The organism is Brevundimonas diminuta 3F5N, assembly GCF_900163625.1.
In the GTDB taxonomy this organism is placed as follows: Bacteria; Pseudomonadota; Alphaproteobacteria; order Caulobacterales; family Caulobacteraceae; genus Brevundimonas; species Brevundimonas diminuta_A.
The window spans coordinates 1-21,975 of record NZ_FUIE01000060.1; the positions used below are offsets into that span (position 1 = coordinate 1).

A 21,975-nucleotide genomic window follows, 5' to 3' on the forward strand; every position below is an offset into this window, starting at 1 on the left:
CGCCAGCCCCGCCGCCGCCACCTCCACAGGCGGCCAGGGGAAAGGCCAGCAGGCTCAAGGCTCCGATCGACACCCCCGCCCTATCCGCCGCTCGATGGGAGCCCTTCCGAGAATTCGGCGGAGTTTCACCGGAACTACGGGGTCTTCAACACCACCGCAGCAGCCGCCTGGCAGCAAGGCGCCACGGGCAAGGGCGTCACGGTGGCCGTCGTGGACAGCGGCATCCAGATGAACCACCCGGACCTGGGGACGAACATCTCGCCCCTGTCGACGGACATCGTTGCAGGACGCGATCAGCGCGAAGGCACAGACCGCCACGGCACGCGCGTCGCCAGCGTGATCGCCGCGCCATACAATGACTTCGGCACGGTGGGGATCGCCTTCAACAGCACCATCCTGTCGATCCGCGCCGACATCAGCGACTGTCAGGATGTGGACGACGATATCTGCTTCCGCAGTTCTGACCTGGCCAATTCGATCAACTACGCCGTTCGCAACGGCGCCCGGATCATCAACCTGTCACTCGGCGGGGAAGACCCCATGGGGCCCCTGTTCGAGAACGCCCTGCAGAACGCAATCAGCCAGGGCGTCATCTTCGCCGTCGCGTCCGGCAACGACAGCAAGGCCAATCCGGACTGGCCCGGCCGCTACGCCATCGACCCCCGCTTCATGGGCGGCATCATCGTGGTCGGAGCCCATAACAATCTGAACGAGATGGCGGACTTCTCCAACCGCGCCGGAGTCGCTCAGAACTGGTATCTGTCCGCCCCCGGCGCCAGCGTCGTGGTGGACTGCGAGGACACCTCTTGCTGGCGCGTCAGCGGGACCTCTTTCTCTGCGCCTGCGGTGGCCGCCGCCATGGCCCTGCTGAAAGAGGCCTTCCCCAACCTTTCCGGCAAGGAGATCGTCGAGATCCTTCTGAGAACGGCCAATGAGGTCGGCGATGAAGGCACGGACATCGTCTACGGCCGCGGCCTGTTGAGCATCGTCCGCGCCTTCCATCCCGTAGGCGTCACCGCTGCGCCCATGGCGGCGGGCGGGCCGATGAGCATCGCCGTCGCGCCCGGCGCCCATGTGGGCGGACCGTTCGGGGACGCGATGGGCCGGACCGGGGCGCTGAACACCATCGCCTATGACGAATATGAGCGGCTGTTCCGGGTCGACCTGGGCCTGGCCTACGGCCCGGCGCCGCGCCGCAGCTGGCAGCCGGAGACGCCGACGCCCATGCGCCAGTCGCAGGTGTCGATGGACGCGCCCGGCGGAACGCGGCTGGCCCTGGCCGCCGCCGTGCCCGTTGAACTGCCTGAGCCGCTCGTGGCGCGCTACGGCCCCTATGACGCGCCGTGGCTAGGCGACGAGCCGCGCAGCGAGGCCCTGTTCGACGTTCAGGCCGGGCGGCTGTCCTTCTCGGCCTGGCAGGGCCAGGGCGGGGCGCGCTCGCCGTTCCGCAGCGGGTCCGGCGACGGCTTCGTCGCGCTGAGCCAGGCGGATCACGCCCTGCGCGGCGCCCTGAACTTCGGCGCCCTGACCTTCAGCGCCGAGAGCGGATCGGGCGACCGGCGCGCGCCGCTGCGTCCGGTCGAGCGCGACGCCTCGACCTATGCCCGCGTCGGGCTGGACTGGCGCGCCGAGAACGGCGGCCAAGACCGAGGGGGATTGTCGTTCAGCCTGGGCGCCCTGGACGAGCGGATGGGGCCGCTGGGCGCCTATCTGCCGACGCAGTCGGACTTCGCCCTGCCTTCACGCACCCGTTTTGCGGCGGTTGGGGCGGACGTGGAGCTGGGACGCGGCTTCACCCTGTCGGGCGAGGCGGGCGTCGGCCGCACCGAGCTGGAGGGGCGGTTCCTGCATTTGTCGGCCCCGGCGCTCAGTTCGACGTGGCGCGCCTCGCTGCAGTCGGCCTGCCCGGCGTGGTCCTTCGCCAAGGCCCTGGGCTGCCGCAGCCTGACGTGGGAGGTTTCCCAGCCGCTGCGGATCGAGGACGGGACGTTCAGCGCCTATCTGGCCGACGTGCCGCTGGACTATTTCGATCCTGTGACCTTCTCGGAGCGGCGTTTCTCGGCCGCGCCGTCGGGGCGGCAGATCGACTTCAGCGTGCGCAGCCTGCACGCCCTGCCCGGCGGCTCCTGGCTGCAACTGGAGGCCGTCGCCAGCCGCGAGGAGCAGCACCGCGCGGGCGCCCCGACCGGCTACGCCCTGCTGGGCAGCTGGCGGCGGGGGTTCTGAGCGGGGGTTATAGGGCGCAAGCAAAAAGGCCGGCGCTCGCTCGCCGGCCTTCCTGTTTCCGCCTGTGGCTTCGCGCTTAGGCGCGCTCGACGCACATCGCCACGCCCATGCCGCCGCCGATGCACAGGGTGGCCAGACCCTTCTTGGCGCCCGAGCGCTTCATCTCGTGCAGCAGGGTGGTCAGGACGCGGGCGCCCGAGGCGCCGACCGGATGGCCGATGGCGATGGCGCCGCCGTTGACGTTGACCTTGGCCGGGTCGAGGCCCAGCTCCTTGACCACGCACAGCGACTGGGCGGCGAAGGCTTCGTTCGACTCGATCAGGTCCAGGTCCGCGACGGTCCAGCCCGCCTTCTCCAGCGCCTTCTTCGAAGCTGGGATCGGGCCGGTGCCCATGATGGCCGGGTCGACGCCCGCCGTGGCCCAGGAGGCGATGCGGGCCAGCGGCTCCAGACCGCGCGCCTTGGCCTCATCGGCGCTCATCAGCACCAGCGCGGCGGCGCCGTCGTTGATGCCCGAGGCGTTGGCCGCCGTCACCGTGCCGTCCTTGACGAAGGCGGGCTTCAGCTTCTCCATCGCCTCGATGGTGGCGCCGTGGCGGATGTATTCGTCCTGGTCCACGACCACGTCGCCCTTGCGGGTCGAGATGGTGACGGGAACGATTTCGTCGGCGAACTTTCCAGCCTTCTGGGCGGCCTCGGCCTTGTTCTGCGACGCGACGGCGAAGGCGTCCTGAGACGCGCGGTCGATCGACCATTTGGCGGCGATGTTCTCGGCCGTCTGGCCCATGTGGTAGCCGTGGAAGGCGTCGATCAGGCCGTCCTGCAGCATGCTGTCCTTGAAGGCCAGCTCGCCCATCTTCTGGCCGTTGCGCAGTTGAGCCGTATGCGGCGACTGGCTCATGCTCTCCTGGCCGCCGGCGACGACGATCTTGGCGTCGCCCTGCATGATCTGCTGATAGGCCAGGGCCACGGCGCGCAGGCCCGAGCCGCACAGCTGGTTCAGGCTCCAGGCCGGAGTTTCATTGGCCAGGCCGGCGCCGATAGCGGCCTGACGCGCCGGGCCTTGCCCTGCGCCCGCCTGCAGCACCTGGCCCAGGATCACTTCATCCACATCAGCGGCGGCCACGCCTGCGCGCTCCAGCGCCGCCTTGATGGCGACCTCGCCCAGCTTGGAGGCCGGAAGGGTCGACAGGGCGCCGAGGAAGGAGCCGACCGGCGTGCGGGCGGCGGAGACGATGACGACGTCGGTCATTTTTATTCACTCCCTGGAGAAATTCTTTGCGCGAGGTTGTGCCGCATTCGCAGACGCACGTCACCTGTTGCGATGCAGCAATCAGCAAAACGTCATCGCCGCGCCGCACCATCCTCCGGGAACGATGCCCTGCGCCGTGCTTTCAGAAGGGGAAGGAGACGTGACCTTGCTGAAAGCCCCATCATGCTGAAAGCCCTCGCGCGTCGGATCTGCACCCCCGACGATCTGGACATGATCGAACACTATCAGACGCGGGCCGAGCGCCTGGCCGATCTGTGGGTGCACGTCGTGGGTCTGGCGCTGGCGGCGGCGGGCGGGGTGATCCTGGCCGTTCTGGCCAGCGTTTATGCAGGCGTTGGCGCGGCGGTCTCGACGGCGATCTACGCCCTGTGTCTGGTGGCCATGCTGACGGCCTCAACCGTCTACAACCTGACCCACCCGTGCGCGGCGCGGCCGGTGCTGCGGCGGTTGGACGAGGCGGCCATCTTCTTGATGATCGCGGGCAGCTACACCCCCTTCACCGCCGTGAGATTCGAGGGCGCATGGTCCGTCGGCTTCACCCTGGCGGTGTGGACGATGGCCATCGTCGGGGCGGGCGTGAAGATGCTGGCCCCGCGCCTGTCCGACGCCTTCTGGAGCGTGATCTACGTCCTGTTCGGCTGGGTGGCGGTGTTCGCGCTGAAGCCGATGATCGAGACGGTGCATCCGCTGGCGCTGGGCCTGCTGGTCGCGGGCGGGCTGATCTATACGGCCGGGGTCTTCGTCTTCATCCGCCAGAAGGTGAAGTTCCGGCGCGCCATCTGGCACGGCTTCGTCGTCACCGGTGCGGGCGTGCACTGGGCCGCCATCCTGATCGGCGTGGTGCTGGTCCAGGGCTGAGCGCCCACACCCAACAGGCCCTGCGCCAAAGACGGGACTCGCCTTCGCGCGCGCAATGCGGGATGCTTGGGCGTTGCAACATCGCGAGAACAAGCGTGGCCGACAAGAAATCCGAGGGCGGAAAAACCCGTGACGGCATGGTCGTCATCAAGAAGTATGCGAACCGGCGGCTCTATAACACCGCCACCAGCGCCTATGTGACGCTGGACGATCTGGCCCGCATGGTGCGCGAGGGCGTGGAATTCGTCGTCTATGACGCCAAGACCAATGACGATCTGACGCGCCAGATCCTGACCCAGATCATCTTCGAGGAAGAAAGCCGGGGCGAGGCCCTGCTGCCGGTGCAGTTCCTGCGCCAGCTGATCGGTTTCTACGGCAACTCCATGCAGGGGGTCCTGCCGTCCTACCTGGAGATGTCGCTGGACACCTTCACGCGCCAGCAGGAACAGCTGCGTGGCCAGTTCACGCGCGCCTTCGCCGCTGCGCCCGGCGGCAATCTGATGGAAGAGGCCGTGCGTCAGAACATGGCCATGTTCGAGCGCGCCATGCGGATGTTCCCCGGCTTCGCGCACGCCCGCCCGGAAGGCGAGACGACCGAAGCCCCCGCTCCTGCGGCTGAACCCAAGGCGGCCGAATCTGCGGCCGGGGGCGCGGCTCTGGACGAGATGCGCCGTCAGATGGACGAGATGCGGGCCCAGATCGACCGCCTCGCCCAGTCCAAGGGCTGAGGCCGACGTGACGGACGAGATCCGTCCCATCGGCGCGTCGGGGCCGCTGAACGACCCTGTCGTGGACGACCGCCGCGAAGGCGACCGCCGCCATCGCGAGCGGCGGCGCGCGCGCGCCCTGGTCCCGACCGAGACCGAAACGTCGGAAGAGGCGGCCGATCCTGCCGCCTCCTCGGCAAAGCCTGCCGTCACACCGCCCCCGCCGCCCGCCGCCTTCGCCGCCCAGGTGCTGGGTCAGTCGGGGCAGAAGCGCGGATTGAAGGGCGGAGCGCCAGTGCTGGATGCGGCGCGCACCACCTATCTGGGCCGGGAATATTCGGGGCGGCATGACCGTCGCCCCTCGCCGGGACGATCACGCAAGACCGAGATCTGACGCCGACTGGCGCCCGATTTGCGTAGGCGAAGGCTCAACCGCTTTCGGATCGCGCCATGCCCGCCGTTTTCAGCCTTACCGCCCGCCTGCTCGACGTGACTGTGGTGGCGGTGATCTTTCTGGCGTTCAGCTAGGCGCGACGGCGCCCTGCTCTCCTGCCGTCATCCTCGGGCTTGACCCGAGGATCCAGCGCAGCAGCGCCCTCACTCCCGACCGTTAAGCAGGCGGACAACTGGATCCTCGGGTCAAGCCCGAGGATGACGGCGTGGAATGGAGCGGCTACGCTGTATGGCCGTTCTCAGAACTCGCTGACGTCCCCCGGACGGCGCGAGCGGGACTTCAGCCACATCACGCCCAGCAGGTCCGAGAAGGACGCCCGCAGCCGGCCCCAGTTGGTGTATTTCGACCGGCCCGTTTCGCGGTGGCGGTGATCGACGTCGAGGTAGCGGTTCTCATACCCCTCGCGGATCATCAGCGCCGGCAGGTAGCGGTGGATGTGATCGAAGTAGGGCAGCCGCAGGAAGACGTCGCGGCGGAACGCCTTCAGCCCGCAGCCCGTATCGTCGGCGTCGTCGCCCAGCAGCTTCTTGCGGATGCGGTTGGCCCACAAGGAAGCCTGACGCTTGGCGTTGGTGTCCTGGCGCTTGGCGCGCACGCCGCCGACCAGGGCGACGCTGGGCGGGGCCGCCAGCAGGGCATCGGCCAGACGCGGCGCATCAGCGGGCGGGTTCTGGCCATCGCCGTCCAGCGTCACCACGATCGGCGCCCGCGCGGCCAGGACGCCGGTGCGCACCGCACGGCTCTGCCCGGCGTTGGTTCCGTGCGACAGCACCCGCAGGGCGGGCAGCTCGGCCATCGCCGCCTGCAGCTCGGCCAGGGTCGTGTCCCGGCTGGCGTCGTTGACGAAGATCATCTCATAGGACCGCCCGGCGAAGGCCTCGGCGATTTCACGGGCCAGGGGCACGGCGGCGCCGGATTCATCATGCACGGGCACGACGACGGAAATGTCGGGCGAGGAAGCGGAGCGGTCGATCATCGGCCCTCCTTAGCGCAGGCCGCGCCTCGGCGAAACGGCGCGTCCACAGCCGGTGAAGAAGGTGAAGCTTCCGGGCGACGCATCGGGCGTGATACGACAGCGGCATGAACCGCCCGAACCTCGATCATTACATCGCCGGCTGGCGCGGCCCTGTTCTTGCAGCCCTGCTGGCCCTGATCGCCGGCCTGCCCAGCCTGATGCTGTTGCCGCCGCTGGACCGGGACGAGAGCCGTTTCGCCCAGGCGACCGCCCAGATGCTGGAGGGCGGCGACTATGTCGACATCCGCTTCCAGGACGATCCGCGCTGGAAGAAGCCCATCGGCATCTACTGGATGCAGGCGGCGGCCGTGGCCGCGACCTCGGACGTCGAGGACCGCAATATCCAGCCCTATCGCCTGCCGTCGCTGCTGGGCGCCATGCTGGCGGCCTGGGCCGTAGCCTGGGCGGGCGCGGCCCTGTTCGGCAACAGGGCGGGCTTCCTGGCGGGCGCTATGCTGGGCGCAACCTTCCTGCTCTCGACTGAGGCGGGCATCGCCAAGACCGACGCCATGCTGGCGGGCCTGACCACGCTGTCGATGGCCGCGCTGGCGCGCATCTACATGTCCACGCGGGCGGGCGAGAAGGCGAACCGGCTGCACAAGCTTCTGTTCTGGGCCGGCATCGGCCTATCCATCCTGATCAAGGGTCCGATCGGCCTGCTGGTCGTGGCCCTAACCATCATCGCTCTGTCGCTCTGGGACCGGAACATCAAGTGGCTGGGTCAGTTGGGCTGGGGCTGGGGCCTGCCGCTGGTGGCGCTGCTGGTGGGGCCGTGGGCCATCGCCATCACCATCGCCACCGACGGCGGTTTCTGGCGCGAGGCCATCGGCGGCGATCTGGCGCCCAAGATCGCGGGCGCGCACGAAAGCCACGGCGGCTTCCCCGGCATGTATGTGCTGCTGTCGCCGCTGCTGCTGTTCCCCGTCACCCTGATGCTGCCCGCCGCCCTGTCGACGGGCTGGAGCCGCCGGGCCGAGCCCGCCATCCGCTTCGCCGTCTGCTGGCTGGTCCCGGCCTGGCTGATGTTCGAACTGGCGCCGACCAAGCTGTGGCACTACACCCTGCCGACGTTCGGGGCGATCGCCCTGCTGGCCGCCGCCGCCCTGACCCAGCCGATCGGCAAGGTCTCGCGCGTGACCGGCGCGCTGCTGGGCCTGTTCGCGGCCGTGGTCATCTGCCTGATCACCGTCTACGGCCTGACCGAGTTCGGCCGCTCGACCGCCCAGACCTGGGCCACCGTCACCATCGTCTTCGCCGTCATGGCCGCCGCGATAGGCGGCTTCCTGCTGGTCAACCGTGCGGCGATCACCGGGGTGCTGATCGCCATCGTCTTCGGCGTTCTGGCCCACGCGGGTCTGGCCGGGACCATCCGTCAGCTGCGCCCGCTGTCGATCGCGCCGCGCCTGGTCCAGACGCTGGAATCGGCCGAGCTGAGCCCGGCCCAGGGCCGCTATCCGGGACCGGTGGCCATCACCACCTTCCACGAGCCCAGCTTCGTCTTCCTGACCGGCAAGGACACCCAGCTGACCGACGGCGCCGGCGCCGCGCGCGCCCTGGCCGAGGGCCGCCCCGCCATCGTCGAGGCGGGCGACGACGAAGCCTTCCGCCGCGCCCTGGCCGATCTGGGCGCCGCCGGGCGGGCCGTCGGCGTGGTCAGCGGCCACAACTATTCCTCGGGCGACGACGTGCGCCTGACCGTCTACGCCCCCGCAGGATCGGGCCAGCGGAGCGCCAATCAAAGGAGCACGGGCCGATGAGCCGCTTCATTCAGATCGTCGAGGTCGGTCCGCGCGACGGCCTGCAGAACGAGAAGACGGTGCTGGAGCCCGCCGTTCGCGCCGATTTCGTCCAGCGGCTAGAGGCGGCCGGGGCGAAGCGCATCGAGGCCGTCAGCTTCGTCCACCCCAAATACGTGCCCCAGATGGCGGGCGCCGAAGAGGTCATGGCCGCCCTGCCCCGCGTCGAGGGCCGCAGCCGCATCGGCCTCGTCTTGAACGGCAAGGGCTATGACCGCGCGCTCGGCACGGCGGTGGACGAGGTCAACGTCGCCATGTCCGTCACCGACGGATTCGGCCTGAAGAACCAGGGCCTCAGCGTCGACCAGCAAGTGCAGATGCTGTCCGAGATCGTGGCGGGCCGCGCCAATGCGCCAAGCAGCATAGACGGCGCGCCGGGCGCCACGCCGAAGCTGTCGGCCACCCTGTCCTGCGTCTGGGGCTGCCCCTTCGACGGCGAGGTCTCGGTGCAGCAGGTCAGCGACCTGGTCGCCCGTATCGCCGCCCTGGGCGTCGAGGAGATCGCCCTGGCCGACACCATCGGCGTCGGCGATCCCTGGAGCGTGACGAAGAAGGTCGAGGCCGCCCGTCAGGCCGCGCCGGACGCGACCCTGCGCCTGCATTTCCACGACACCCGCAACACCGGCCTGGCCAACGCCTATGCGGGCGTCGAGGCGGGCGTGGACGTGCTGGACGCCTCAGTCGGCGGCATCGGCGGCTGCCCGTTTGCGCCGGGGGCGACCGGCAACATCGCCACCGAGGATCTGGTCTACATGCTGGAGCGCGGGGGCTACGCGACCGGCTACGACCTGGACGCCCTGATCGACACGGCCCGCTGGATCGGCGCCCAGATCGGCAAGCCCAACCCCAGCGCGCTCAGCCGCGCGGGGGGATGGTCGGCCACGTCATTCTGACTTCCAGAGCCGCTAGGCCCTCGCCACGTCCCCACCCGAGAACTTGATCATGACGAGCGCCATCTGCATCGACGGCTTCAACTTGGTTCGCCCCCAAGGCACGGGTATCGCCACCTATAGCCGGAACCTCCTGTATACTGCGCGCTCGCTCGGCTTTGAGACCAGCGCCATGTTCGGCCCTGTCCTTTCGACAGACAAGCTCAAGGGCTTTGAGACGGTGGCGCTGCTGGACCCCGAACGCCCCGCCGTTCCCCTACGACTGAAACAGCGCATCGCTCGCGATCTGAGCACCCGCCTAAGCCCCCTGGGCCGCACGCTTCGCCCTATTCAGACTTCGGATGATGTCATCTGGCCAGGCGGTGACGCCGCACGACCGCCGGTGGACCAGTGCTGGGTAGCCCGCGACCTTTTCCAGCGCGCGCACAGAGCGTTCAAACAGCACGGACGCGGCACGCCGGTGACGTTTGACAACAGGCATTCGGCAGCGCCGGCCGTGGCGCACTGGACGACCCTGATGCCGGTCCATGCGCGCAACGCGCCGAACATCTACACCATCCACGACCTGATCCCCCTGCGCCTGCCGCACACGACGTTGAACAACAAGCCGCTGTTTCTCGACATGTGCCGTGAAGTGGCCCGACGAGCGGATCATATCGCCGTGGTGTCAGAGGCCACCCGGCAGGACGTCATCCGCATGCTGGGGGTGTCGGAAGACCGCGTCACCAACACATATCAGGCGGTCAGCCTGCCGGCGGCTCTCGTCAACCGCCCCCAGGCGGAGGTGGAGACCGAGCTGGAAGCGGCATTCGGACTGGAGTGGGGCGCCTACTTCCTGCATTTCGGCGCCGTCGAGCCGAAGAAAAACCTAGGCCGGTTGGTCGAGGCCTATCTGGCGTCAGGTGTTTCAACACCGCTCGTAGTGGTCGGCGGACCGGGCTGGATGTCCGAACCCGAGACGACACTCCTGAACCAGGCCCACAAGGTACACGGCTCCGCCAGCCGTATTCACCAATATGAGTACATGTCCTACCCGATGCTGGTCAGCCTAATCCGAGGGACCAAAGGCGTCCTGTTTCCATCCCTCTATGAAGGATTCGGCCTGCCGGTTCTTGAGGCCATGAGCCTGGGGGCGCCTGTGCTAACTTCCGATCAGGGTTCGCTGCCCGAAGTCGCGGGCGATGCCTCGCTCCAAGTCGATCCCTATGACGTTCAGGCCATCAGCCGAGGCATAAGGATGTTGGACAAGGACCCTGACTGGCGTGCCAACGCCACGCAGCGCGGGCGGGTCCAAGCGGCTAAATTCAGTCAGAGCGCCTATCGGGAAAGACTTCGCGATCTCTACGCCAAGGTGGGCGTATCCTCCTGAAACGACGTCTCGGGGCGGCTGGCGGTCTTTAGCGCCCAATCCACCACCTGATCTGTCGTCAAAGGCCGCCGCCCGGCATAGAGGCGAACGCCTCTCGTCTCCCATTGAGGGTTCCTGGTCGGATCATAGGCGGCCCGCTGGCCCCACCGCGCCAGCAGGACCGCCATTTCCGCTTCGGCGCGACGCCGTTCCGCGCCATCCTGAGCATGACCACGTGTTAACGACTCGTGGTGTCGCAGCTCAATTTCCGGCGCGTACAACACCGTCCAGCCCAGTGCTCCCACCTTCAAACAGAGATCTACGTCGCTGCAGGAAATCGGCAGATCTACCTCATCAAAGCCGCCAGCAGCTTCAAAAAGGGCACGACGCACCGCCATAAAACCCCCGGTCACCGCCGTTGCCGGCCGCCGTCGGATCCATCGATCAAGAGGGCCAGCGTCCTCCCCCTTGACGCGCCACCCATCATGCAACGGTTCACCATTGAGCGCGCCCATGACGATGCCGCCATGCTGCAACAGGCCATTGGGATAGAGTAGACGCGCACCGACAATGCCTACCCGGTCCATGTTCAGGAGGCTTCGAAGGTGATCGTCCCAACCGGCCGCCAACATTTCCATGTCGTTGTTGGCGAAAACAATGATCGGCTGGTTCCGTCCCTTACAAGCCAGGTTGTTCAGTCTCGACCAGTTGAAGGATTCATCGATGCGGACAACGCTGACTATGGCACCGCATGCATCCCCAAATACTTCCGGCACAATGCTCTGCTGACTGCCATTATCGACGACGACGATTTCCAGAGAACTAGGCTGCGCGGCTAGGTTCAAGAGACTTCTAACCATTACGACGAGATCATCCACCGCATCTCGTGTTGGGATCACGACAAGTACATGATTTTCATTGCTATTGCTGGGCGCGCTCTCAAGGGCCTGGGAGCGCGCCTTACCCGCGCGTGACAACACCAGCGGTACATGCATGACCAAGCCCACTGCCATGGCTTCGCCAAGTCTCTCAGAGATGGGCACGGTCGCTCCCTGTGTACTTTTCTGGAAAATCACGAGGGATGGAGGAATGGGGTTTGTGGCGAGATCAAAACGGTCGGGAGCCGATTGAAGCACAGCCTTTCCGCTCGAATCTTCATGATCAGCATAGGCCGCAGTCGCTCCTTGGGCGATCGCCCAGAGGAGCCAGTCCAACGCCCCCGCCTTTAGAACCACGCCAGCCTCCACATGAAGGGTGACCGTTTCATCCTCGGCTCTATCGGGCCCACTTGTACTGATGACAAAGCCCTCCTCCGTGGACAGCTCCCCCTCGAAATCCGGAGCTGAAACGGACAGCGTTATGTTCGGCGCACATCTAACCGAACGAGCGGTCGCCATGACCGACGCGGCCGAGGCGCCGGCCGCAGCAATCAGAACATTCACGAATCTGGCGCCGCCGCCCGCAGCCGGCGCAGCTGGTTGCGCCAAGTCGGGAGCCGCCGCCGCGTGAACGATCTTGGTCAGGGCGTCCTGTGCGAATCCATTCGACGGATCGTCCTCCAGAACGCTAGAATAGATGCTCTTGGCCCGATCAAGCGATCCGATTTCATCCAGGGTATCTGCCAGGGCAAGCTTGACTTTGACCTTGTCCGGTCGGACTTCGGCCAACTTCGCCAAGCGAATAGCTGCCTCTTCTGATCGCCCCGCCTCACGCAGCACGCCCGCCAAGCGAAGCTGGACACCTAGATCATGCGGCGCCCTCGCCAGATAGGTTTCGTACGCCGTTATGGCGTCATCCAGCCGGTTGAAACGGCGAGCATCGTCCCCCGCTGTCGCCCCAAAGCGGCGACGCATCCGCTCCCGCCGAATTCCAAGCAGGCGCATTTTCAGGGTGTTAAAAAGCCTCACGAAGAACAGCGCCGATGTGTTGATTTCATTTCTCGTACCATGGAAGAACGACTGCTAGATATTAGGCACACACTCAAAACTACATTGCGATCGTGATTCCCGGCATGATAAATTCCTCTCCTGTCCTGCTTCACGCGCCGCGCTTCGGTGACACGCGCGGTTGGTTCATGGAAACCTATTCCGAGGCGCGCGCCAGGGCTGTGGGCTTCGACGTCCGCTTCGTTCAGGATAACCAATCGTTCTCAGCGCAAACCGGCACGATTCGCGGCCTGCATTTCCAGCGCCCCCCTCATGCTCAAGCCAAGCTAGTACGATGCGTTCGAGGCTCGATCATGGACTATGCAGTGGATTTGCGTCGCGGCTCGCCGACCTATGGCGAATGGGTGGGCGCGAAGCTGACCACCGAGGGCGGAGAGCAACTGTTCGTGCCGGTCGGTTTCGGCCATGCCTTCATCACCCTCGAGCCGAATGTGGAGGTCGCCTACAAGGTGTCGGACGTCTATGCGCCGGACTGCGACGGCGGCATCGTCTGGAACGATCCGACCATCGGCATAGACTGGCCTCTGCCCGCCTCGGGCGCGGTCCTGTCCGACAAGGACAAGGCCCTGCCCTTCTTGACCGAGTTCGAAAGCCCCTTTGAATACAACGGGCAGCCGCTCAAGCCGCTGTCCGCACGCTGATCGTGAGAGAACCGATGCGTATCCTGGTCACCGGCGGCGCCGGTTTCATCGGCTCGGCCCTGGTGCGGCGCCTGATCGAACACACTGACCATGAGGTCTTCGTGTTCGACAAACTGACCTATGCAGGCGTGCTGAGTTCGTTAGAGCCGGTTGCGTCCAGCAGCCGCTACAGCTTCGTTCAGGCCGATATCTGCGACGCCGATGCGGTGTCCCGCGCGCTGCGCGAATTCAAGCCCGCTGTCGTCGCCCACCTCGCGGCCGAAAGCCATGTCGATCACTCTATCGACGGACCCGACACCTTCGTCCAGACAAACATGGTCGGCACCTTCGTCATGCTGAATCAGGCGCTGCGCTATTGGCAGACCCTGCCCCCGGCCGAAAAAGCCGCCTTCCGTTTCCATCACATCTCGACCGACGAAGTCTTTGGCTCGCTCGGCGCGGACGGCTTCTTCACCGAGACGACTGCCTATGATCCTCGGTCGCCCTATTCGGCCTCCAAGGCTGGGTCGGACCATCTGGTCCGCGCCTGGGGCCATACTTATGGCCTGCCGGTGCTGGTGACCAACTGCTCCAACAACTACGGTCCTTATCATTTCCCTGAAAAGCTGATCCCGCTGATCATCATTCGCGCCCTGAACGGCGAGCCCTTGCCGGTCTATGGCGACGGCTCCAATGTGCGCGACTGGCTGTTTGTCGATGACCACGCCCGCGCGCTTCAGGCTGTGTTCGAGAAGGGCAGGCCCGGCGAAACCTATAACATTGGCGGCAACGCCGAGCGCAAGAATATCGAAGTGGTGACAGCCATCTGTGCGATCCTGGACCGGGTGCGGCCCAAGCCCGGCGGCAAGTATGCCGACCAGATCACCTATGTCACCGACCGCCCGGGTCACGATCATCGGTACGCCATCGACGCATCGAAGATCCGCGACAACCTAGACTGGGAACCGTCAATCACCTTCGAACAGGGGATCGAGAAGACGGTAACATGGTATCTGGAGAACCAGACCTGGTGGAAGGACATCCTAAATGCAGGTCAATGCACGAAACGCGCCGGGCTCAGAAACAACCATCACTAAACCATCAGAACAAAATTAAAATTACAAGATACTACATACAGAGAACATAACGGAATCTAATTCAATGAAAGGCATCATACTCGCCGGTGGATCCGGAACCCGTCTGCACCCAATGACACTGGTCACATCGAAGCAGCTCATGCCTGTCTACGACAAACCAATGATTTACTACCCCCTATCAACCCTGATGCTTGCAGGAATTAGGGAGGTCCTTGTGATCTCGACTCCAAGAGATACCCCCAATTTTAAAGCCTTACTTGGGGACGGTTCACAATGGGGAATGGAGATACAGTACGCCGTCCAGCCCACGCCCGACGGGTTGGCGCAGGCGTATATCATCGGCGCAGATTTCGTCGGGGCAAGTCCGTCAGCACTTATTCTGGGCGACAACATCTACTACGGGCACGGCATAACAGAGCTTTTTACTACCGCCATAGACCGCTCTGATGGGGCGACGGTGTTCGCCTATCACGTCACTGACCCAGAGCGTTATGGCGTGGTCGATTTCGATAGCCGAATGCGCGCCTTATCCATTGAGGAAAAGCCAACTAGGCCCAAGTCGAATTGGGCTGTTACAGGTCTTTATTTTTATGATGCTGAAGTGGTGGAAATCGCGCGAGTTTTAAAGCCGTCACATCGCGGCGAACTCGAAATAACAGACGTCAACCGCATCTATCTCGAACGGAATAAACTATCTGTCGAGGTTATGGGGCGAGGCTTTGCCTGGCTCGACACAGGCACACCCGACAGCTTGCTAGAAGCTGCGGAATTTGTTCGCGTACTTGAGAAACGCCAGGGTTTTAAGATCGCCTGCCCTGAAGAAATCGCCTTCGAAAAGGGCTTTATAGACGCAGGTCAGCTAGAACGGCTCGCCAACACCTTAGGCAAGTCAGAGTATGGTCTGTACCTTCACCAACGCTTTAAACGGGGCCTCAAAATTTAATTAGCGCCACAACATTCACTGACTACTCAACCAAAGTTGCGCGTCAGAATGCCGCCATGGAAGCAAAAATCTCCATCAAGCGCAGGAATCATAAGACTAATCCTAAAATCAGCCGGGCATGATGTTTCCCACTCTTTTGTGAGAGAGAGCTCATACCTCCCAGCGACGCTGATTGGGGTAAGGATAGAAGCGACGTCGTGCCCGTGGCCCCATTCGACCAGAAGTTCGGTTTTGCCTGGAGGTTCTATCGAAATCTCAGCCACAAAGCTCCACGAGCCAGCCGGCAGGGAGATGTTGGGTCCGTTCATCAGCAGACGACGACGCCCCAGCAAGGGGAACGAGCCTATTGGCCCCTCGCTGGGACGCGCGTCCGGATAGAGAAAGATTCCAGGGCTCCACGACGTTGTCCGCTCCCCGGCTCGTGAACCTCGCTCGAACATCGAAAGCGGATGATCTGCAAGCGCGGCGTCAACCGAAGGTTGAATTTCCGGTCCTGCAATCCGCCCCAAGCTCCCAAGTTCGATTGCCGCATCGTCGAACCAACTCACTAATGATGCGCCCCGCTCAAACACCTCCCACGCCGCAGCAAGCCTTTGGGACGCACAATAGTAGGCATCGTGATCGTCCAGATTCCACTGAGCCTTAAAAACGGCGACCGCTTCCAATGGTGGAGACAACTGCACCGCCCGGCGAGTGCCCTCAGATTCTTCCGCCTCATCAAACCAAGCCACTATCAATAGAGAGCGGTCTGGAACGCCGGTTGGGAGCTCATCTCCTCGCTCATGAACGGCGAAATCCCACCCACGCTCGAGGCAGGCCTTAGCCAGAACGTCTCGCCAAGCCTGCGCGCTTAAGGATGGTGCCTGGACAAGCCAGATACGCTCAGCCGCCCCCATTAGCTAGATCTCAGCCATGTGTAGACGTCGACGGCCTCGTGCACGTCGTCGAAAATTCTCGCCCGTCCGCTCTCGATGACAAGGGCGCGTTCACAGAGTTCAGCAATCATGTGGATGTCGTGCGAAGCCATCAGAAAGGCGCGGTCCGCCCTGCGTTCAAACAATTCTTCGTTGCAGCGCCGCTGAAACCGAGCATCGCCTACGGCGACCAGCTCGTCGATCAGGTAGCAATCGAACTCGATGGCCAGCGACAAACCAAAGGCTAGACGCGCCCGCATGCCCGACGAATAATGTTTCACAGGCCTGTTCAGCGCGGCTCCTAGTTCTGCAAATCCCTCTACACGGTCAAATACTGCATCGAATTTTTTACCGTACACCCGCGTAATGAATCGGATGTTATCAATACCTGTCAGGCTTCCCTGGAACCCCCCACCAAAGCCGATCGGCCAAGAGCCCTTCATGTTCCACTGAACACTACCAGACGTTGGCCGCATTATACCGCCCAGTATCTTGATCAAGGTGGATTTTCCTTGGCCGTTTCGACCCAGGATGCCCATCCGGCCCTTTTCGCCCAACGTGAACTCAAGTCCCTTGAAGACAGGGCGAGCGCCGTGGACTGGGTAAGTCATACCCAAGTCCTTAACCCGCAGGCCGATAACAGTCTCTGACGTCATCTGTGAACGCGGCTCTCACGAACTCCAGCAAACACCAGCCATCCAAGCCCGTAGATCAACATCAAAGACGCGAAAACAGTCAGTAAGGACAATAGGCGTTGCGGCTCCACGGCTCGGTCAGGACGGTCCGGATTCACGATACGGTCGATATAGAGCCGTTTACTCCGCGCTGTGAGCTGTGCTGCGTTCAAGGCAGCTGTTGAAGAAGCAAGTAGTCGCTCAGAAAACTCACGCTCAGTTTGAAGGTTCTCGTAGCTTGAAATCCGGGGTGCCAATGATGAAGCGTCACCAACGATCTTTGCACGCTCGATAGCGATTTGCCGCTCCAAAGCACGAATGCGGCCGTCGATAATCGGCAGCTGCGGACTGTTCGGCGTGTCCATAGCAATCTGATTGCGTTCGGCCTGCATCGTAGCGAGGTTCAAACTCAGCTGCCCCACAAGCTCTCCGCTCGCTCGAGCGCTGCTTGTGGGATCAATGATCCCTTCGCGGTTTCGGAACGCTGTCAATGCTCCAAGGGATCGATCAAGGCGAGCCTGCGCCTCAATCACATTGCGCTCAGCCTGAGCGACAGCATCCGCTGAAGACCGCTCGCTCAAACGATTGACGAGTGCCTCACCGCCATTCAGCAATCCATCAGCGATTCGCTGTGCATCAGCCGCAGCAAAAGCTTGCACTCGCAAAGTGCTAATACCAGTTTGGGAATCATACCCAACAGTTATGTACGAATTGAACTGCTTCCTAAATGTCTCGTTCGAAGAATCCGAGAATGGGCGAGGTAGACGCGAGAATGCGTCTATTCCTGGTCTAGCGTAAGCACCCCTTACATCAACCGTTCTCGACAACTCGGCTAGACCGTCAGGAGATTTTATATACTCCAGTACAGCATGAGCATTAGCTGACTGACCGCCAATACCCACCCCCTCCAAAGCCGCCCCCAAAGAACTTACGGTTCTCTCCTCGGACGACCGAACGATGAACTGCGCCTCGGACACGTACCTAGGCGAAGCGATCATAAGGAAATAAACCGCCGCGACCGCAGTTGGTATCAGTACGAGAGCAATAAAAACCCAAGGCAAGGAACGCCGTCCAGAGGGCGAAACTCCTTGCTGCGGGCGCAAAATAGGCCTCAAAAATCGGATATTGGCTTCAGACATCGCTTTTAAGGAACCTGATTTTAGTCGACTTCAATGAATTTTTGGGCGTCACTTAAGATTAAAAGCCCAACAACATTCAACACAGCCCCAAAGTAGAGAGGGTAGTACGGATTATAGTGAGTGGTAACAAACTCACCGAAAACTGCCGCGCGCATCATCTCAATCGTGTGAGGAAGCGGGACCAGCAGATAGATATCTCTGTAAGCGTAGGGCAGCCAGTCTACCATTATGAAAGCCCCGGATAAGGGTATCATGAGATACATTACGACCGAGACGATTCGATCCAGCACTTCGAATCGGATTGCCAAGGATGCGAGAGTGATTCCGAACCCCATCCCCACCCAGGCCATCAACAGAAAGCCGCTGTAAAGCGTCAGATAGTCTGACGGCAGCTCCACCACGCCCAGGATTAAAAGCGTCACATAGACGACCATAAACGCTAAGGCTCCGCCCGTTGTCTCCAGTATGGCGCGCGTCAAATAAATGTGAATGGGTTTAACCCGCCGATGATGCAGCAGGCCAATGTTGGCCTGCACCGCCCCCATCGAAGCACTCACCATATGGCGGAAAAGGAGCAGCCCCATATAGCCTGTCATTATGAACGGGGCGATGCGAACCCCATGTTCGTACTCCGGCTTAATTAGCGCCCACATCCCCATGACACCAAAACAGAAGATCAGCGGCTCCAGGACCAGCCACAGAAACCCCAAGCCCTCACGCCCGTAACGCGTGATCAGTTCTCGCATCAAAAGGGCACCGATAATCCGCGCCTGATTTTTGATCTCTCGCATACAAACCCGAGTTTGATCGTTGGAAATTAAGCCGAAGTCAAAGCATGAGTCGGCATGTGAACATTTGCGCTGAACCCGGCTCAGACGCAATGCTATAGTAGCTGCCGTGCCAAACCACCTGTATCATGCGGCCGCAATCATGAAGCCGATTATAGAAACCGCCCGGATATCGCGAAGCGAGGCCGTTTATTCGGATTGGCTCCAGGTTCACAGGGTCAGACTGTCTCAGTCAGGCCAGTGCTTAGGTGCGCGGCACGTCGAGCACCACGGCGACGCCGCCGTCGTTCTACCGTTTGACCCTGATCGCCGCGTGGCTACCGTCATTTCCATGCCTCGCAGTTCGCTCCTTCATCGGGGCGAGGAGACACGCATTCTCGAGTGCCCTGCCGGCCTGATAGACTCAGGCGAAACGCCTGAACAGGCCGCCCGGCGAGAAGCTTTCGAAGAAGTTGGGCTTGCCCTGACTTCTCTTGAGCTCGTCGTCGATTCCTGGACGATGCCCGGCGTGTCCACCGAACGATCCTGCTTGTATGTCGCGCCCTATAGTCTGACGGACCGCCAAGGACCGGGTGGAGGCCTCGCCGATGAAAATGAAATGATCGAAACTTACGAGATCGCCTTGGTCGATTTACGGAACGCTGCGATCAGCGGTCAACTTTCGGACCTAAAGTTACTTGTTCTGGTCCTGTATCTGATGGCGACCAAGCCTTTCTTGTTTCGTTAAGTCATTTGCCCACTCGCCGCCGCCAAAGACAACCAACGATGCCCTACGGTGTCTCCGTATGCAGGCTGGAAACGCTTGGTCGCGTTAGCCTCCCCTACCCTGGGAACATTCTTAGATAATAGGCCGCGAGAGCATCCCAGGCGTCAGATTCTGACCACTCACTCTTGATGGGATGGGGATCAGCGTTGGTTCGGAATAAAGGCTCCGGAAACTCCTGCTGGTCGGCGTTGGCGAAATCGCATTCCCACGGCGTTCTGGCGGCAATCTCTCGGGCGAACCGGTGCGTGAAGGCACCCTGCTGTTCCACATATCCGCTTGGCGCCGCTCTAGTCAGCCCGGCCGACAGCGGCAAGCCATCGCACGCCTCCCTATAGGCTGCAGCCAGCAAGGAGACGTGAATATTGTCGCGAATATAGGCTGGTGTTCCAACAACCGGCCGTTTTCCGAGGGACCATTCCCGAGCAAGGTAGGAGGTGAACCTAAATTCTTCCCGAGGACCGAACGGGTTAGGAATCACAAACTTTCCGAGAGAAAGACCGAGGCGTTCCGCTTCAAGACGGAAAACCTCGAACGACAGATGCTTGGAAAGCCCATATGGATTGAAAGCGCGCTGATCGGGGTCGCCCACGCCTTCGTAAGGTTCGAAGACACTGCCTGTAAGCATCAACCTCCCTCCGCCTCTCTCGGCAAGATCGGTCAACAGCCGGCGCGCGCCACGGGTGTTTTTGGCCGTGGCTCCGATCGCGTCGAAATCCCAGCTGCGATAGTCAGTCATCTCTGCGGCGTGGTGGCAGACAAGATCAAAGGGCCGCTTCCCAAGCGCATCGAAGAAAGCGTCGTCACCAAACTCGACGCCCCAGACCGGCTCGACCTTATCCAAAATGCCCGCAATGCGCTCTGCGCGCGTGTCCACATAGCTTTCCATGGCCCCGCGGAAGGTCGCAGTCACGTCGTGGCCCGCTGCAGCCAGCTCCGACGCAAACCATGACCCCGTGAATGAACTCGCGCCAGTCAGCAGAATTTTCATTCCAATCCCCTTAACTACCTACTCGCCAAAACACAGAAATTGGGGCCCGCAGAATGATTGGGATCGCCCGGAAGGATATCCATTTTAGCATATCCCAACTCTTTAAGAACTAAGAGAATGCCTTCCCTCTCCATCCATGCGGGCTCAGTCTCAATTCCTCCAGTAAAATTAGCATTTTGGGCAACATCAAAGTAGGTACGTCTATACAATTTTATATTGTGGCCACGCCACGAAACAACATCTTCACCAACAATAGGCGCACGCCGCGGATCGTCGAGAGGCATTTCCTCGACATCAACGTAATGCGTCCAGATAAAAACTCGATCCGATGCTTTTGATATATTTTCGAGAAGAGAAATGGGGTCAGGCATATGGTACAAAACACCGGACGCCCAGATCAGGTCGTAACGGAGTGAGTTTTCAGCTAGATAGGATGAAAAATCACCAAGAAGAAATGACGCCCTCGTCATTCCCAATAGTTCTTTTACTATCAAGCACTTCATGAACGCTAACTGATTAGCCTCTATAGAGACCAAAGAGCGCGCCCCGTTTCTTATTAATTGATAGGTATGTCCAGCTTCTAGCGGCCCGAGCTCAAGGATAGATTCGCCGAATACGCCCCCTAGGCGCTCCATTGCCCAGTCAACTCGCGGATCGACGAACAGGTTTAGATTCCCTGCCTCAACAGGCACCTCGCTCGGTAACTTAGAGACCCAGCCGGGAACAAGATCAATCATGTTCTGAGGTACAGGAGCGCCAGTTACGTAATGGTCGTGCACCATAGGTAGGTCCTTCTAGAATCAGCTCACACCTTCATAGATAAAGCTCTAAAGCAACCCAACTCACGTCCAGTACGAAATATAAAAACAAACCGATCACAAATAGAGCAAGACGGCAGTATTCCCCCAAGACTCCAACATCACAACAAGCCACAAAAACAGGCAGTAGAACAATATACCGCCCGCACCCTCTTACTTAATTCAATACCCTGGCCCGTGCCAATTAGGATCATAGTCGCGAGCTTCGCGGTCCTTATCAGATAGGACATTTGGTTGACGCGGCCACTCAATAGAAAAACGAGGATCGTTCCACCGCAGAATCCGCTCAGCGGGACCATTGTAGGGACCGGATGCGGGGTAAAGCATCTCGGTATCGTCCTCCAGTGTCATAAATCCGTGAGCACACCCTTTCGGCACGTACATCATCAATCGATTCTTGTCCGTCAACGTCTTACCAGCCCACTGACCGTAGGTCGGCGAGCCTGGCCGCAGATCGACAACCACGTCGAAGGCCGAGCCCTTCAGGCATTTCACCAACTTGGCTTCCCCATGAGGCGCGACCTGATAATGCAACCCCCGCAAAGTGCCGGCTAGGGCGCTCAGCGAAGTGTTGATCTGGGGATAGACGCTGTCCATCCCCATGCTGGCAAACTCCTCGGAATCGAACATCCGGGCGAAGAAACCGCGCTCGTCCCCGCGCGGCTCCAGCGAGACCACGAAACAACCTTCGACGGCAGTGGGTTGGTACTTCATC

At 62.0% G+C, this 21,975-nt stretch carries 21 protein-coding genes; 11 read left to right on the forward strand and 10 right to left on the reverse strand.

What is annotated here, in order from left to right; translation table 11 throughout:
- Nucleotides 1–2,226: S8 family peptidase (locus FM111_RS11625; RefSeq protein ID WP_256968236.1), on the forward strand; the 2,226-nt coding region annotated here is incomplete at its 5' end.
- 76 nt (nt 2,227–2,302) lie between these two features.
- Here FM111_RS11625 and FM111_RS11630 read toward each other — a convergent pair.
- Nucleotides 2,303–3,478 (reverse strand): acetyl-CoA C-acetyltransferase, encoded by a 1,176-nt coding sequence (locus tag FM111_RS11630; RefSeq protein WP_087141104.1) that lies wholly within the window; start codon nt 3,476–3,478, stop codon nt 2,303–2,305.
- Between the two features lie 183 nt (nt 3,479–3,661).
- Here FM111_RS11630 and trhA point away from each other — a divergent pair, with 183 nt between their 5' ends.
- From trhA to FM111_RS11645, 3 genes are all read left to right on the forward strand, one after another.
- A complete protein-coding gene (gene trhA / locus FM111_RS11635; protein WP_087141105.1) occupies nt 3,662–4,357 on the forward strand; it encodes a PAQR family membrane homeostasis protein TrhA in 696 nt (231 codons plus the stop codon).
- 137 nt (nt 4,358–4,494) lie between these two features.
- Entirely contained in the window at nt 4,495–5,085 is a 591-nt protein-coding gene (gene phaR / locus FM111_RS11640; protein ID WP_087141106.1) for a polyhydroxyalkanoate synthesis repressor PhaR, read from the forward strand.
- A gap of 7 nt (nt 5,086–5,092) precedes the next feature.
- Nucleotides 5,093–5,458, forward strand: a complete 366-nt coding sequence (locus tag FM111_RS11645) for a hypothetical protein (RefSeq protein WP_087141107.1) — start codon at nt 5,093–5,095, stop codon at nt 5,456–5,458.
- A gap of 298 nt (nt 5,459–5,756) precedes the next feature.
- Here the strand turns inward: FM111_RS11645 and FM111_RS11650 are convergent, their stop codons facing one another.
- Nucleotides 5,757–6,494: a glycosyltransferase family 2 protein gene (locus FM111_RS11650; RefSeq protein ID WP_087141108.1), complete on the reverse strand. Its 738-nt coding sequence runs from the start codon at nt 6,492–6,494 to the stop codon at nt 5,757–5,759.
- A 104-nt stretch (nt 6,495–6,598) separates the two neighbouring features.
- Between FM111_RS11650 and FM111_RS11655 the strand changes: the two genes are divergently transcribed.
- The 3 genes from FM111_RS11655 to FM111_RS11665 are packed head-to-tail and all read left to right on the forward strand — an operon-like array spanning nt 6,599 to nt 10,588.
- Nucleotides 6,599–8,290, forward strand: a complete 1,692-nt coding sequence (locus FM111_RS11655) for an ArnT family glycosyltransferase (protein WP_087141109.1) — start codon at nt 6,599–6,601, stop codon at nt 8,288–8,290.
- The gene (locus tag FM111_RS11660) at nt 8,287–9,222 is read left to right on the forward strand and encodes a hydroxymethylglutaryl-CoA lyase (protein WP_087141110.1); all 936 of its coding nucleotides are present in this window, start codon (nt 8,287–8,289) and stop codon (nt 9,220–9,222) included. The genes FM111_RS11655 and FM111_RS11660 overlap by 4 nt, the downstream gene beginning before the upstream one ends.
- Before the next feature lie 49 nt (nt 9,223–9,271).
- The gene (locus FM111_RS11665; protein ID WP_087141111.1) at nt 9,272–10,588 is read left to right on the forward strand and encodes a glycosyltransferase family 4 protein; all 1,317 of its coding nucleotides are present in this window, start codon (nt 9,272–9,274) and stop codon (nt 10,586–10,588) included.
- On the opposite strand, the gene FM111_RS11670 is transcribed toward FM111_RS11665, so the two are convergent.
- Nucleotides 10,561–12,420: a tetratricopeptide repeat protein gene (locus tag FM111_RS11670; protein WP_179205088.1), complete on the reverse strand. Its 1,860-nt coding sequence runs from the start codon at nt 12,418–12,420 to the stop codon at nt 10,561–10,563. The two genes, FM111_RS11665 and FM111_RS11670, sit on opposite strands and share 28 nt — an antisense overlap.
- Before the next feature lie 158 nt (nt 12,421–12,578).
- Here FM111_RS11670 and rfbC (FM111_RS11675) point away from each other — a divergent pair, with 158 nt between their 5' ends.
- The 3 genes from rfbC (FM111_RS11675) to rfbA all read left to right on the forward strand — a co-directional run bounded on the left by rfbC (FM111_RS11675) (nt 12,579) and on the right by rfbA (nt 15,173).
- A complete protein-coding gene (gene rfbC, locus FM111_RS11675) occupies nt 12,579–13,154 on the forward strand; it encodes a dTDP-4-dehydrorhamnose 3,5-epimerase (protein ID WP_087141113.1) in 576 nt (191 codons plus the stop codon).
- Nucleotides 13,155–13,168: 14 nt separating this feature from the next.
- A complete protein-coding gene (gene rfbB / locus FM111_RS11680; protein WP_087141114.1) occupies nt 13,169–14,230 on the forward strand; it encodes a dTDP-glucose 4,6-dehydratase in 1,062 nt (353 codons plus the stop codon).
- 64 nt (nt 14,231–14,294) lie between these two features.
- On the forward strand, nt 14,295–15,173 hold the full coding sequence (rfbA, locus tag FM111_RS11685; protein ID WP_087141115.1) for a glucose-1-phosphate thymidylyltransferase RfbA: 879 nt from the start codon (nt 14,295–14,297) through the stop codon (nt 15,171–15,173).
- A 26-nt stretch (nt 15,174–15,199) separates the two neighbouring features.
- On the opposite strand, the gene FM111_RS16230 is transcribed toward rfbA, so the two are convergent.
- The 4 genes from FM111_RS16230 to FM111_RS11700 all read right to left on the reverse strand — a co-directional run bounded on the left by FM111_RS16230 (nt 15,200) and on the right by FM111_RS11700 (nt 18,691).
- Nucleotides 15,200–16,069, reverse strand: coding sequence for a hypothetical protein (locus tag FM111_RS16230; protein WP_143276107.1), 870 nt, complete (start codon nt 16,067–16,069; stop codon nt 15,200–15,202).
- Nucleotides 16,069–16,698: an ABC transporter ATP-binding protein gene (locus FM111_RS11690; protein ID WP_256968237.1), complete on the reverse strand. Its 630-nt coding sequence runs from the start codon at nt 16,696–16,698 to the stop codon at nt 16,069–16,071. The genes FM111_RS16230 and FM111_RS11690 overlap by 1 nt, the downstream gene beginning before the upstream one ends.
- Before the next feature lie 41 nt (nt 16,699–16,739).
- Nucleotides 16,740–17,420: a hypothetical protein gene (locus tag FM111_RS16470; protein ID WP_218779210.1), complete on the reverse strand. Its 681-nt coding sequence runs from the start codon at nt 17,418–17,420 to the stop codon at nt 16,740–16,742.
- Between the two features lie 500 nt (nt 17,421–17,920).
- Nucleotides 17,921–18,691 carry an ABC transporter permease gene (locus FM111_RS11700; protein ID WP_179205089.1) on the reverse strand — a complete coding sequence of 257 codons (771 nt, stop codon included), beginning with the start codon at nt 18,689–18,691 and terminating at the stop codon, nt 17,921–17,923.
- Between the two features lie 139 nt (nt 18,692–18,830).
- On the opposite strand from FM111_RS11700, the gene FM111_RS11705 reads away from it, so the two are divergent.
- Nucleotides 18,831–19,415, forward strand: a complete 585-nt coding sequence (locus tag FM111_RS11705; RefSeq protein ID WP_087141118.1) for an NUDIX domain-containing protein — start codon at nt 18,831–18,833, stop codon at nt 19,413–19,415.
- 94 nt (nt 19,416–19,509) lie between these two features.
- Here the strand turns inward: FM111_RS11705 and FM111_RS11710 are convergent, their stop codons facing one another.
- The 3 genes from FM111_RS11710 to rfbC (FM111_RS11715) all read right to left on the reverse strand — a co-directional run bounded on the left by FM111_RS11710 (nt 19,510) and on the right by rfbC (FM111_RS11715) (nt 21,974).
- Nucleotides 19,510–20,442 carry an NAD-dependent epimerase/dehydratase family protein gene (locus FM111_RS11710; RefSeq protein WP_087141119.1) on the reverse strand — a complete coding sequence of 311 codons (933 nt, stop codon included), beginning with the start codon at nt 20,440–20,442 and terminating at the stop codon, nt 19,510–19,512.
- A 14-nt stretch (nt 20,443–20,456) separates the two neighbouring features.
- Complete coding sequence (locus FM111_RS16235; RefSeq protein WP_143276108.1) at nt 20,457–21,224, reverse strand: class I SAM-dependent methyltransferase; 768 nt, start codon at nt 21,222–21,224, stop codon at nt 20,457–20,459.
- 198 nt (nt 21,225–21,422) lie between these two features.
- Nucleotides 21,423–21,974, reverse strand: coding sequence for a dTDP-4-dehydrorhamnose 3,5-epimerase (rfbC, locus tag FM111_RS11715; protein ID WP_087141120.1), 552 nt, complete (start codon nt 21,972–21,974; stop codon nt 21,423–21,425).
- Between the last annotated feature and the right edge of the window lies 1 nt (nt 21,975).

Coding starts and splice junctions, on each gene's coding strand:
- FM111_RS11630 (WP_087141104.1), bottom strand. CDS start 3,478: ATGACCGACGTCGTCATCGTCTCCGCCGCCCGCACGCCGGTCGGCTCC.
- trhA (WP_087141105.1), top strand. CDS start 3,662: ATGCTGAAAGCCCTCGCGCGTCGGATCTGCACCCCCGACGATCTGGAC.
- phaR (WP_087141106.1), top strand. CDS start 4,495: ATGGTCGTCATCAAGAAGTATGCGAACCGGCGGCTCTATAACACCGCC.
- FM111_RS11650 (WP_087141108.1), bottom strand. CDS start 6,494: ATGATCGACCGCTCCGCTTCCTCGCCCGACATTTCCGTCGTCGTGCCC.
- FM111_RS11655 (WP_087141109.1), top strand. CDS start 6,599: ATGAACCGCCCGAACCTCGATCATTACATCGCCGGCTGGCGCGGCCCT.
- FM111_RS11660 (WP_087141110.1), top strand. CDS start 8,287: ATGAGCCGCTTCATTCAGATCGTCGAGGTCGGTCCGCGCGACGGCCTG.
- FM111_RS11665 (WP_087141111.1), top strand. CDS start 9,272: ATGACGAGCGCCATCTGCATCGACGGCTTCAACTTGGTTCGCCCCCAA.
- FM111_RS11670 (WP_179205088.1), bottom strand. CDS start 12,420: ATGCGTCGCCGCTTTGGGGCGACAGCGGGGGACGATGCTCGCCGTTTC.
- rfbC (WP_087141113.1), top strand. CDS start 12,579: ATGATAAATTCCTCTCCTGTCCTGCTTCACGCGCCGCGCTTCGGTGAC.
- rfbB (WP_087141114.1), top strand. CDS start 13,169: ATGCGTATCCTGGTCACCGGCGGCGCCGGTTTCATCGGCTCGGCCCTG.
- rfbA (WP_087141115.1), top strand. CDS start 14,295: ATGAAAGGCATCATACTCGCCGGTGGATCCGGAACCCGTCTGCACCCA.
- FM111_RS16230 (WP_143276107.1), bottom strand. CDS start 16,069: ATGGGGGCGGCTGAGCGTATCTGGCTTGTCCAGGCACCATCCTTAAGC.
- FM111_RS11690 (WP_256968237.1), bottom strand. CDS start 16,698: ATGACTTACCCAGTCCACGGCGCTCGCCCTGTCTTCAAGGGACTTGAG.
- FM111_RS11700 (WP_179205089.1), bottom strand. CDS start 18,691: ATGCGAGAGATCAAAAATCAGGCGCGGATTATCGGTGCCCTTTTGATG.
- FM111_RS11705 (WP_087141118.1), top strand. CDS start 18,831: ATGAAGCCGATTATAGAAACCGCCCGGATATCGCGAAGCGAGGCCGTT.
- FM111_RS11710 (WP_087141119.1), bottom strand. CDS start 20,442: ATGAAAATTCTGCTGACTGGCGCGAGTTCATTCACGGGGTCATGGTTT.
- FM111_RS16235 (WP_143276108.1), bottom strand. CDS start 21,224: ATGGTGCACGACCATTACGTAACTGGCGCTCCTGTACCTCAGAACATG.
- rfbC (WP_087141120.1), bottom strand. CDS start 21,974: ATGAAGTACCAACCCACTGCCGTCGAAGGTTGTTTCGTGGTCTCGCTG.